Annotated in this window: 10 protein-coding genes; 8 read left to right on the plus strand and 2 right to left on the minus strand. The window is 66.8% G+C overall.

Going from position 1 to position 12,001, the window contains the following annotated elements; translation table 11 throughout:
* Window positions 1–582: 582 nt before the first annotated feature.
* The gene (gene coq7, locus BPET_RS20470) at window positions 583–1,260 is read right to left on the minus strand and encodes a 2-polyprenyl-3-methyl-6-methoxy-1,4-benzoquinone monooxygenase (RefSeq protein WP_012250921.1); all 678 of its coding nucleotides are present in this window, start codon (window positions 1,258–1,260) and stop codon (window positions 583–585) included.
* A gap of 113 nt (window positions 1,261–1,373) precedes the next feature.
* Between coq7 and BPET_RS20475 the strand changes: the two genes are divergently transcribed.
* Genes BPET_RS20475 through BPET_RS20485 form a run of 3 tightly spaced genes read left to right on the plus strand, consistent with a single transcriptional unit; the run spans window position 1,374 to window position 3,358 of the window.
* Entirely contained in the window at window positions 1,374–1,814 is a 441-nt protein-coding gene (locus tag BPET_RS20475) for an OsmC family protein (protein WP_012250922.1), read from the plus strand.
* A gap of 39 nt (window positions 1,815–1,853) precedes the next feature.
* A complete protein-coding gene (locus BPET_RS20480; protein ID WP_012250923.1) occupies window positions 1,854–2,825 on the plus strand; it encodes a thymidylate synthase in 972 nt (323 codons plus the stop codon).
* A 38-nt stretch (window positions 2,826–2,863) separates the two neighbouring features.
* A complete protein-coding gene (locus BPET_RS20485) occupies window positions 2,864–3,358 on the plus strand; it encodes a dihydrofolate reductase (RefSeq protein ID WP_041863109.1) in 495 nt (164 codons plus the stop codon).
* Here the strand turns inward: BPET_RS20485 and BPET_RS20490 are convergent.
* Window positions 3,340–4,767, minus strand: coding sequence for an aminotransferase-like domain-containing protein (locus BPET_RS20490; protein WP_012250925.1), 1,428 nt, complete (start codon window positions 4,765–4,767; stop codon window positions 3,340–3,342). The genes BPET_RS20485 and BPET_RS20490 overlap by 19 nt on opposite strands.
* A gap of 188 nt (window positions 4,768–4,955) precedes the next feature.
* Here BPET_RS20490 and BPET_RS20495 point away from each other — a divergent pair, with 188 nt between their 5' ends.
* The 5 genes from BPET_RS20495 (at window position 4,956) to BPET_RS20515 (ending at window position 12,001) form a co-directional block, all read left to right on the plus strand.
* Complete coding sequence (locus BPET_RS20495; protein ID WP_012250926.1) at window positions 4,956–6,281, plus strand: aspartate aminotransferase family protein; 1,326 nt, start codon at window positions 4,956–4,958, stop codon at window positions 6,279–6,281.
* A gap of 5 nt (window positions 6,282–6,286) precedes the next feature.
* Window positions 6,287–7,774: a CoA-acylating methylmalonate-semialdehyde dehydrogenase gene (locus BPET_RS20500; RefSeq protein WP_012250927.1), complete on the plus strand. Its 1,488-nt coding sequence runs from the start codon at window positions 6,287–6,289 to the stop codon at window positions 7,772–7,774.
* A 109-nt stretch (window positions 7,775–7,883) separates the two neighbouring features.
* Window positions 7,884–9,395 (plus strand): M81 family metallopeptidase, encoded by a 1,512-nt coding sequence (locus tag BPET_RS20505; RefSeq protein WP_012250928.1) that lies wholly within the window; start codon window positions 7,884–7,886, stop codon window positions 9,393–9,395.
* Window positions 9,396–9,475: 80 nt separating this feature from the next.
* Entirely contained in the window at window positions 9,476–11,041 is a 1,566-nt protein-coding gene (locus BPET_RS20510; RefSeq protein ID WP_012250929.1) for an ABC transporter substrate-binding protein, read from the plus strand.
* Window positions 11,042–11,059: 18 nt separating this feature from the next.
* Window positions 11,060–12,001, plus strand: coding sequence for an ABC transporter permease (locus tag BPET_RS20515; protein ID WP_012250930.1), 942 nt, complete (start codon window positions 11,060–11,062; stop codon window positions 11,999–12,001).

Raw genomic sequence — 12,001 nt, forward strand, 5'->3', positions numbered from 1 at the left:
CACCCGCCCGCACTGGCGTGCGCAGAAAATCATTGTAATTCTTTCCGCGCCGTCGCAAGGGGCATTTTTAAGGGTAAACACTAGGACAACCTGCCCCTTGGAATCGAGCCGACCGGCCTGCGCCTTAAATATCAGGGACGCATGGCGTTCATGCCAAAAAAAAGCCCGAGATCTTGCGATCTCGGGCTAAATCCACCAAAGGAGGAGGGTGGAGGAGACAACCGGGGCATGTTGGGGTGAACACTGCTTCAGGTTCTACCGCTACGCTTCGGGGTTTGCACCGCACCGACTGCGTTTTCAACATCCATGACTGAATCGTAGCGCATTGTTTTGTGCGATGCAAGAAATTTTTTTGGGCCAGTGAGTCAAATACGCGCGGGTTGTGGCTTTGCCGCAATACCGGCTCAAAAGCAGCGCCAGCATTGGCTTCACGTTGCAGAGGGTTTTTGCCAAAAGGGTAAACCCTTGCGGGCTTACCCCTATATTTTTCAATAACTTAGCTCGGTCGCTCTGAGGTATTCCGGCTTTGGGGCGGATCAAAATGGTGCAATGCACCAAGTTTTGCCCCAGCCAGAGGCAAGGTCAGATCCAGTACGCCGTGGAAGTCATGAGGCGCGACATGGCGCGCATGGCGCCACGCACCGGGGCGGGCAACGGCACGCCGCCCGCGCGCTCGGCGCTGGCGCGGTGCTGGGCTTCGTCGTCTTTCATCTGGCTGACGATTTGGCGCGAGCGCTGATCGGCCTCGGGCAGGCTGCGCAGGTGGCCATCGAGGTGGGCCTCGACCTGGCGTTCGGTTTCGGCCATGAAGCCCAGATTGCGCGCGGTGCCGGCGCAGCTGGCCAGCACCCCCAGCGTGAACGAACCCGCATACCACAGGGGGTTGAGCAGGCTGGGCCGGCTGCCCAGTTCTTCGAGCCGCCGGCCGCACCAGGCCAGGTGGTCGACTTCTTCGGCGGCGGCATGCAGCAGCAGCTCGCGCACGGGAGCCTCGCGGCATGCCGCGGCCTGCCCGCGGTAAAGCGCCTGGGCGCAGACTTCACCCACGTGGTTCACGCGCATCAGCCCGGCGGCATGGCGCTTTTGCTGGTCGGACAGCGGCGGCACGGGCTCGGCCGCGCTGGCAGGGTATGGCCGTGCGGATGAGGCCGCGCCCGACAGCACGCGCAGCGCGCGGTCGACTTCAGCAAACAGCGGATCGAGCGGGCCGCGCCGGCGCGAGAAAGGCGTGAAACCGGAAGACGTAGAGGCAACGGACATGGAGGGCTCCTGGGTGGGGTCCCCACCCTGCTGGACGGCGGGGTTCTCCATCGGGAATTGTACGCAACAGGTATCATCGGAACTTGTCTGCGCTCAACGCTCAAGGAACCCTCATGGACTGCACGATCAACTGGGGCGGCCCCGATGGCATGCTCTTCGTGGCCACCACCGGCAGCGGCCACGTCGCCACCATGGATGGCGCCGTCGACGGCGGCGGCCACAACCTGGCGCCCCGCCCCATGGAACTGCTGCTGGCCGGCACCGGCGGCTGCACCGCCTATGACGTGGTGCTGATCCTCAAGCGCGGCCGCCATGCGGTCGCGGGCTGCAGCGTCAAGCTGTCGGCCGACCGCGCCGACACCGACCCCAAGGTGTTCACGCGCATCCACTTCGCCTTCACCGTCACCGGCAAGAACCTGCCGCGCGCCGCCGTCGAACGCGCGGTGCAGTTGTCGCACGAAAAATACTGCTCGGCTTCGGCCATGCTTGAAAAAACCGCCGAACTGACGTTCTCGGTGGACATCGTCGATACCCAGGAAACCCAGGCCGCCTGATCCGGGCCCGGCCATGCCCGCCGCGGCGGGCGCGTCACCATGAAACAATACCTCTCGCTCATCCAATCGATTCTCGACCACGGCTCGTGGCAGGAAAACCGCACTGGCATCCGCACGTTGTCCCTGCCCGGCGCGGCGCTGCGCTTTGACCTGCAGCAGGGCTTTCCCGCGGTCACAACCAAAAAACTGGCTTTCAAATCGGCGGTGGGCGAACTGGTGGGGTTCATGCGCGGCGCGCGCAGCGCCGCCGATTTCCGTGCGCTGGGCTGCAAAGTGTGGGACCAGAACGCCAACGAAAACGCCAATTGGCTGGCCAACCCGTATCGCGAAGGGCCCGACGACCTGGGGCCCGTTTATGGCGTGCAATGGCGCCGCTGGCCAGCCTACAAGCTGCTGCCGCTGGCCAACGATGCGCAGATCCGCGACGCTCTCGGCCGCGGCTACGCGCAAGTGGCGCAACTCGACGAGAACGGCGCGCCGCACGTGCTGCTGTACAAGGCAGTAGACCAACTGCGCCAGTGCCTGGACACCATCCACAGCAACCCGCAAGACCGCCGCATCCTGTTCCATGGCTGGAACTGGGCGCAGATCGAAGAAATGGCGCTGCCGCCCTGCCATCTGCTGTATCAGTTCCTGCCCAACGCCACCACGCGCGAAATCTCGCTGTGCCTGTATATACGCTCGAACGACGTGGGGCTGGGCACGCCGTTCAACCTGACCGAAGGCGCGGCCCTGCTGCACCTGGTGGGCCGGCTGACCGGCTACACCCCGCGCTGGTTCTCGTACTTCATCGGCGATGCGCACATCTACGAAAACCACTTGCCGATGCTGCGCGAACAACTCACGCGCGAGCCCTACGAAGCGCCGCGCCTGGTGCTGTCCGACCGCATTCCCGACTACGCGGTCACCGGGCGCTACGAACCACAATGGCTGGAGCAGGTTGAACCCACAGACTTCGCGCTGGAAGGTTATCAGCACCATCCGGCCCTGACCGCGCCGATGGCGGTATGACATCCGCGTCCGGCATCGCAACTCTCCAGAATCCGCTCATGTCCGCCCCGCCCCGCCTGACCCTGGTCGTTGCCTATTCCGATAACCGCGTCATCGGGCGCGACAACACCCTGCCCTGGAAGTTGCCCGGCGACCTGGCGCACTTCAAGCGCACCACGCTGGGCAGCCCCATTATCATGGGCCGCAAGACCTGGGAATCGCTGGGGCGGCCGCTGCCCGGGCGCACCAACGTGGTCATCAGCCGCAACCTGCGCTACGCCGCGCCGGGCGCCACAGTGGTGCCCACACTGCAGGCCGCCGTCGAGGCCTGTGGCGACGCCCCCGACGCCTATGTCATTGGCGGTGCCCAGATCTACGCGCAGGCGCTGCCGCTGGCGGCCCGCGTCATCGCCACCGAAGTGCACGCGCACGTCGAGGGCGATGCCTTCTTTCCCTACCTGCCCTCGTTCGCATGGCGCGAGGCCTCGCGCCAGCCGCAACCCGCCGAGAACGGCTACGACTACGACTTCGTCGTCTACGAACGCCAGGCCTGAGCCGCGCGGCCGGCATCGCGCAAGAAGCTCCACAGCTGCGGCGCCTGCGAATACGCCACGTTAAAGCGTATCCAGGGCACGTCCTGCTCGGCCGGGTCGAAATACGAACCGGGCGCCAGCCAGATGCCGTCGCGCAACGCCAGCTCGGCCAGCGCGTTGGCGCCGCCGGCGTGCCGGGGCAGGCTGGCCCACACGAACAACCCGGCTTGCGGCCGCGTCCACACCCGCATGCCCAGTTCATCCATGCGTTGCCCGACGTGGGCATGGGCCTGCGCCAGGCGCTCGCGCGTGCGCACGATGTGGGCCCGGTAGCGCCCCTCCCGGATCACCTGGTGCACCACCCGCTCCATGATTTCGGGCGAGGTCAGCCCCACGGCCATCTTGGTGCGGGCGATGTCGCGCATCAGGTCGCGATGCGCCGCCACGTAGCCGACCCGCACCGACGGGCTGATCACCTTCGAATAGCCGCCCAGGTACACCACCCGCTGTCCGCCATCCAGCGCGGCCAGCAGCGGCGCGACGCCGGGCATCAGTTCGCGCGAAATATCGTCTTCGACGATCCAGAAATCGTGTTGCTGCGCCGCTTGCAGCACGCGGAACGCGTTGGCCATGCTCATGACCGCGCCCGACGGATTCTGCAGCACGGTATTGACGAACAAGGCGCGCGGCCGGTGGTCGGCCGCCAGGCGATGCAACGCGTCGCAATCCAGGCCGTCGGTCGTGCGCGGCACGCTGACCACGCGCAGGCCGGCCAGGCGCAATAACTGCAGCAGGTTGGCATAGCACGGCTGCTCCACGGCCACGGTATCGCCGGGCCGCAGCAGCGTGCGAATCACCAGGTCCAGCCCATGCGTGACGCCCTGCGTCAGCACGACCTGGTCGGCGGCCACGTCCAGCCCGTGGGCCGCCAGGCCGGCCGCCACGGCTTCGCGCAGCGGCGCATACCCCTGGGGATGCCCATAACCGGCGATGCGCAGGGCCGGCACCCGGCCCAGGTGCCGCAGCGCCTGGTGCAGGCCCTCTTCGTTCAGCCATTCGCCGGGCAACCATCCGCAGCCGGACTTGATGGGAATGGAGTGATCGGCGTAGATATCCGACAGCAGCCAGCCCGCGTTCAAGCGAGGCGGCTGCCAGGCCGCCGGGGCCGGCTCGGCGGCGCGCGCCCGTGCCGCCACCCGGTAGCCCGCCCCTGGCCGGGCCGCCAGCCAGCCTTGGGCCACCAGCCGGCCATAGGCGCCGGCCACGGTAAACGTGCTGACCTCGTAAGTGCGGGCAAACTCGCGCACCGAAGGCACGGCCATGCCTGGCCGCAACACCTGGGCCTGAATCGCGCGCACATAGGCATCGACGATCTGGTCGACCAGCGTGGGGGCATGGTTGCGCGCGCGAACGGGCTGGAAATCGAACATGGCGGATACGGCAGTCAGCAATCAATACAGTATGACGGCTGTTACCTGTACAGTTAGTGAGTTTTACGTAGATTGTATATTTCCAGGCGGGCCGCGCACCGTCAGAATGGCTGTAATCCTGCCGTCAGTGCCGCGCCCGTGCCGTACAGGCCGCGCCCGCCATGCAGGTTCTCCCTGGAGCCCGCACCATGAATGCCCCCACCGGCCTGCCCGACCTGTCCCACCTCTGGATGCCGTTCACCGCCAACCGGCAATTCAAGTCCCAACCCCGCATGCTCGCTGGCGCCAAGGGCATGTACTACACGTCGGTCGACGGCCGCCAGATCCTCGACGGCACCTCGGGCCTGTGGTGCGTCAACGCCGGCCACTGCCGCGAAGAAATCGTCCAGGCCATCGCGCGGCAGGCCGGCTCGCTCGACTACGCGCCGGGCTTCCAGCTGGGCCATCCCCTGGCCTTCGAAGCCGCCTCGGCGGTAGCGGGCCTGATGCCGCAGGGCATGGACCGCATCTTCTTCACCAACTCGGGGTCGGAGTCGGTCGATACGGCGCTGAAAATCGCCCTGGCCTACCACCGCGCCCGCGGCGACGCCCAGCGCACCCGCCTGATCGGCCGCGAACGCGGCTATCACGGCGTGGGTTTCGGCGGCATCTCCGTGGGCGGCATCTCGCCCAACCGCAAGACATTCTCGGGCGCCCTGCTGCCGGCCGTCGACCACCTGCCCCACACCCACAGCCTGGAACACAACGCGTTCTCGAAGGGCCAGCCGGCCTGGGGCGCCCACCTGGCTGACGATCTCGAACGCATCGTGGCGCTGCACGACCCGTCCACCATCGCGGCCGTCATCGTCGAACCCATGGCGGGCTCGACCGGCGTGCTGGTGCCTCCCCAAGGCTATCTCGAGCGCCTGCGCGAAATCACCGCCAAGTACGGCATCCTGCTGATCTTCGACGAAGTCATCACCGGCTACGGGCGGCTGGGCGCCGCCACCGCCAGCGAATTCTTCGGCGTCACGCCCGACCTGATCACCATGGCCAAGGGCATCAGCAACGCCGCGGTGCCGGCGGGCGCGGTGGCGGTCAGGCGCGAAGTGCACGATGCCATCGTCAACGGCGCGCAAGGCGGCATCGAGTTCTTCCACGGCTACACGTACTCGGCGCACCCGCTGGCAGCGGCCGCCATCCTGGCCACGCTCGACCTCTACCGGCGCGAGCAGCTCTTCACGCGCGCGCGCACGCTGGCCCCGGCATTCGAGGCCGCCGCCCACACCCTGAAAGGCGCGCCCAACGTCATCGACGTGCGCAACATCGGCCTGGTGGCCGGCATCGAGCTGGCCCCGCGCGACGGCGCGCCCGGCGCGCGCGCCGCCGAAGCCTTCCAGAAGTGCTTCGACAGCGGCCTGATGGTGCGCTACACGGGCGACACGCTGGCGGTCTCGCCGCCGCTCATTATTGAAGAATCACAAATCGCCGAGATGTTCCAGTCGATCGGCAAGGTACTGAAGGAAATCGCCTGAATCCCATGAAGAAGCTCACTCATTTCATCGCCGGCCAGGCCTGCGAGGGCCGCAGCGGCCGCTACGCCGAAGGCTTCAACCCCGCCACCGGCGAGGTCAGCAGTTCCATCCCGCTGGCCTCGCCCGCCGAGGTCGACGCGGCTGTGGCCGCGGCGCGCGCGGCGTTCCCCGCCTGGTCGGAAATGCCGGCGCTCAAGCGCGCCCGCATCCTGTTCAACTTCAAGACACTGCTCGACAAGCACCAGGACGAACTGGCCGCGCTGATCACCGCCGAACACGGCAAGGTGTTTTCCGACGCCAAGGGCGAAGTGGTGCGCGGCATCGAGGTGGTCGAATTCGCCTGCGCGGCGCCGCAACTGCTCAAAGGCCAGTACACCGACCAGATCGGCGGCGGCATCGACAACTGGAGCATGCGCCAGCCGCTGGGGGTGGTGGCCGGCATCACGCCGTTCAATTTCCCCATGATGGTGCCTTGCTGGATGTTCCCGGTGGCGCTGGCCTGCGGCAACACGTTCATCCTGAAGCCCTCCGAGCGCGACCCGTCGGTATCGTTGCGCCTGGCCGAGCTGCTCACCGAAGCGGGCCTGCCCGACGGCGTGTTCAACGTGGTGCAAGGCGACAAGCAGGCCGTCGACGCGCTGATCGCGCACCCCGACGTCGAAGCGCTGTCGTTCGTCGGCTCGACGCCCATCGCCGAATACATCTACGCCGAAGGCACGCGCCGCGGCAAGCGCGTGCAGGCGCTGGGCGGGGCCAAGAACCACATGGTGGTAATGCCCGACGCCAACCTCGACCAGGTCACCGACGCGCTCATCGGCGCGGCCTACGGGTCGGCCGGCGAACGCTGCATGGCCATTTCGGTCGCCGTGGCGGTGGGCGAAGTGGCCGACACGCTCATCGAACGGCTGACGCCGCGGGTGCGCGCGCTGGTCATCAAGAACGGCATGGAAGCCGATGCCGAGATGGGGCCGCTGGTCACGGCCCAGCACCGCGCCAAGGTGGTCGGCTACATTGAAGACGGCGTGGCCGCCGGCGCGAAGCTGGTGGTCGACGGCCGCGAGCAGGCGTTCGCCGGCAAGGGCTTCTTCCTGGGCGGCACGCTGTTCGACCAGGTCACGCCGCAAATGAACATCTACCGCGAAGAAATTTTCGGCCCGGTGCTGTGCGTGGTGCGCGTGCCCGATTTCGCGGCCGCCGTGGAACTCATCAACGCGCACGAATTCGCCAACGGCGTGGCCTGCTTCACCTCCGACGGCGGCATCGCCCGCGCCTTCGCGCGGCAGATCAAGGTGGGCATGGTGGGCATCAACGTGCCCATCCCGGTGCCCATGGCGTGGCACTCGTTCGGCGGCTGGAAGCGCTCGCTGTTCGGCGACCACCACGCCTACGGCGAAGAAGGAGTGCGGTTCTATACCCGCTACAAGAGCGTCATGCAGCGCTGGCCCGACAGCATCGACAAAGGAGCCGAGTTCACCATGCCGGTGGCCAAGTAGCGGGCCGCTTGCGGGCATCGCCTTATTGCCGTACGCGCATTTCTTCAGCAGAATTCTCCTATCCGGGATTCTTCCACGCGAACGCAAGCTCCTAAAGGGGATCACTCCGATGCGCATCGGGATAGGCGGGTTCCAGCACGAAACCAACACCTTCGCGCCATCGCGCGCCACTTGGGAAGAATTCGCCGACAAAGGCGGCGGATGGCCCAAGCTGGTGTCGGGGCCCGCCATGTTCGAGGCCGTGGCGGGCGCCAACATCCCCATCGCCGGCTTCATCGACGCCATGCGCGAACACACCCTGGTGCCCACCACCTGGGCGGCGGCCAGTCCTTCTGGCCACGTCACGCGCGACGCCTACGAGCGCATCAGCGGCATGATCCTCGACGGCTTGCGCCAGGCCCTGCCGCTGGACGCCGTCTATCTCGACCTGCACGGCGCCATGGTGGCCGAGCACCTCGACGACGGCGAAGGTGAACTATTGCGCCGCGTGCGCGCGCTGGTGGGCCCGTCGCTGCCCATCGTCGCCAGTCTCGACCTGCACGCCAACGTCACGCGCACCATGGTGGCGCATGCCGACAGCCTGGTCTGCTACCGTACCTACCCGCACATCGACATGGCCGACACCGGCATGCGCGCGGCGCAGTTGCTCGATCGCCGGCTGCACGGCATGCCACGCCCGTATGTAGCGCTGCGCAGCATCCCCTACCTGATCTCGCTGTGCTGGCAGTCCACCGACATCGAGCCCGCGCGCAGCCTGTATAAACTGCTCGAAGACCTCGAAACGCGCGAAACCGTCATCAGCCTGTCGTTCGCCACCGGCTTCCCGGCCGCCGACTTCCCCGAATGCGCGCCCACGGTCTGGGCCTACAGCGACACCCAGGCCGACGCCGATGCCACGGCCGACGCCATGGCGCGCGCCGTGCTCAACGCCGAAGCCGATTTCGGCGGCAAAATCCACACGCCCGACGAAGCCGTGCAAACCGCCATGGCGATGGCGCGCGACAGCACCAAGCCGGTCATCATCGCCGACGTGCAAGACAACCCCGGCGCCGGCGGCAGCTCCGACACCACCGGCATCCTGCGCGCGCTGCTGCGCCACCGCGCCACCGACGCGGCCCTTGGCCTGATCGTCGATCCGGCCGCCGCGCTGGCGGCCCGCCGGGCGGGCGCCGGCAATACCGTCCGCATCGCACTGGGTGGACACTCGGGTATTCCCGATGACGAGCCGCTCGAAGCCGACTTCCTGGTCGAAAAAATCTCCGATGGCCGCTTCGACACGCATGGCGCGTTCTACCGCGGCTTTCATATGGACCTCGGCCCCAGCGCCTGCCTGCGCCTGGATGGCGTGCGCATCGTGGTGGCCTCGAACAAGGTCCAGATGGCCGACCAGGAAATGTTCCGCTTCGCGGGCATCGAACCCACCCGGCAAGCCATACTGGTGCTCAAGAGCTCGGCGCACTTCCGCGCCGACTTCACTTCCATCGCCCATGCCATCCTGGTCTGCGCGGCGCCCGGCTCGATGTTGATGGATGCGGCTCAACAGCCATGGACACGGCTGCGCCACGGCATCAGAATGGCGCCTTGCGGCCCGGCTTTTTCGGCCCGCCCGGCCAATGCCTGACCCTGGCGCGCCGCGGCAGGCGGCGCGCCGGCTACCACGGCGGCACCACCGCCGTCCTAACGACTGAAAGGGGAATATCCATGCTGAAGCTCGTTCGTGCGGCCCTGTTGGCCGGTGCAGCGCTCGTGGCGGCAGGCGGCGCGCACGCAGAAACCGTCATCCGGGCGGTCATGCATTCGCCATTGCGCCTCACTGACCCCCATGCCACCACCGCGTACATCACCACGTGGCATGGCTACATGATCTACGACACACTGCTGGCCACCGACGCCGACAACAAGGTGCAGCCGCAGATGCTCGAAAAATGGGAAGTCTCGCCCGACGGCAAGACCTACACCATGACCCTGCGCGCCGGCCTCAAGTGGCATGACGGCCAGCCGGTCAAGGCCGAGGACTGCGTCGCCTCCATCAAGCGCTGGGCCGCCGGCGACGGCATGGGCCGCACGCTGCTGAAGTTCACCTCCAGCATCGACGTGGTCGACGACAACACCTTCCGCATCGTCATGACCGAGCCCACCGACCTGGCCCTGCGCGCCCTGTCCAAGCCCACCGGCACGGCGGCCTTCATGATGCCCAAGCGCATCGCCGAGATCCCGGTCGGCAAGCCCATCACCGACATGACTGGCTCGGGCCCCTTCAAGGTGGCCGAATTCAAGCCGGGCGTCACCACGGTGTACGTCAAGAACACCGACTACGTGCCGCGCAAGGAGCCCGCCAGCGGCCTGGCCGGCGGCAAGGTGGTCAACGTCGACAAGGTCGTCTGGAACGTCATGCCCGACGCTCTCACCACCGCCAACGCGCTGATGGGCGGCGAGATCGACTACGTCGAGCAGTTCCCGTACGACCTGCTGCCCATGCTGGACGGCAACGCCGACTTCAAGGTCGAATCGCTCAGCCCGGTCGGCTACTTCACGATGTACCGCTTCAACTTCAAGTATCCGCCCTTCAACAACAAAAAGATCCGCCAGGCCGCCATGTACGCCATCGGCCAGGAAGACGTCATGAAGGCGCTGGTGGGCAATCCCAAGTACTACCAGACCTGCGCCTCGCTGTGGGGCTGCGGCACGCCCTTCGAGAGCGACATCGGCAAGGATGTCGTGGTGCCGTCCAACATCGAGAAGGCCCGCGAGCTGCTGAAGGAAGCCGGCTACGACAACACGCCTATCCTGGTCATGCACGCCACCGATGTCGGCACGCTCAGCCCGCAGCCGGTCGTCATGGCGCAGGCCCTGCGCAAGGCCGGCTTCAACGTCAACCTGGCCGCCATGGACTGGCAGAGCGTGGTGGCGCGCCGCGCCTCCAAGGCCGCTCCCGACGCTGGCGGCTGGAACATCCACAACACCAACTGGTACGCCACCGACATCATGGACCCGGTCCGCTCCGCGCCCGCCTCGGCCAATGGCGACAAGGCCTGGTTCGGCTGGCCCGACTTCCCGCAGATCGAAGCGCTGCGCACCAAGCTGGCCCTGACCTCCGACCCGGCCGAGCAGAAGAAAATCGCCGACGAAGTGCAGCGCATCGGCATCGACGAGGGCCTGTACGTACCGCTCGGCCAGATGTCGGTGCCGACGGCCTACTCGATCAAACTCAGCGGCCTGGTGCACGCCCCCATCATGGCGTTCTGGAACGTCAAGAAAGCGCCCTGATCCTGGCGAGAGGTCCCGATGCTGGCATTCATCCTGCGGCGGCTGCTGGCCACCATCCCCGTGCTGGTGCTGGTGGCCGTGGTCGTCTTCGCGATCCTCCGGCTCAGCCCTGGCGATCCCGCCGTCATCATGGCGGGCGATGGCGCCACGCCCGAGCGCATCGAGCAGATCCGTCAGGTCATGGGGCTCGACCAGCCCCTGTTCAAGCAGTTTTTCCTGTGGGCCGGGCGGCTGGTGCAGGGTGACATCGGCACCTCGCTGATGTCGGGCGTACCGGTGCGCCAGCTCATCGGCCAGCGGCTCGAACCCTCGCTCAGCCTGGCGCTGCTGACCTTGGTGTTCACCCTGGCCGTCGCCATCCCGCTGGGCATCCTGGCCGCCTGGCGCCAGGGGCGGCTGCTCGACCGCATGGTCATGGGTTTTTCGGTGCTGGGCTTCTCGGTACCGGTGTTCGTCACCGCCTACCTGCTCATATGGGCCTTCGCCATCGAACTCGACTGGTTCAAGGTGCAGGGCTACACGCCCCTGTCAGCCGGCTTCTGGCCGTTCCTGCACCGCCTGATCCTGCCGGCCCTGGCGCTGTCCACCATCTACGTGGCGCTTATTGCCCGCATCACCCGCACCAGCGTCATCGAAGTCATGGGCGAAGACTTCATCCGCACCGCGCGCGCCAAGGGCCTGGGCGAAACCGGCGTGCTGCTCGGGCATGCGCTGCGCAACGCCGCCGTGCCCATCGCCACCGTGGTCGGGGTGGGCATCGCCCTGCTCATTAGCGGCGTGGTGGTCACCGAATCGGTCTTCAACATTCCCGGGCTGGGACGGCTGGTGGTCGAAGCCGTGCTGGCGCGCGACTATCCAGTCATCCAGGGGCTGACGCTGTTCTTCGCCTTCGTCTACGTCTTCATCAATCTGGTGGTCGACTGCGCCTACACGCTATTCGACCCGCGCATCAGGTACTGA

Source organism: Bordetella petrii, from assembly GCF_000067205.1.
Classification (GTDB): domain Bacteria; phylum Pseudomonadota; class Gammaproteobacteria; order Burkholderiales; family Burkholderiaceae_B; genus Bordetella_A; species Bordetella_A petrii.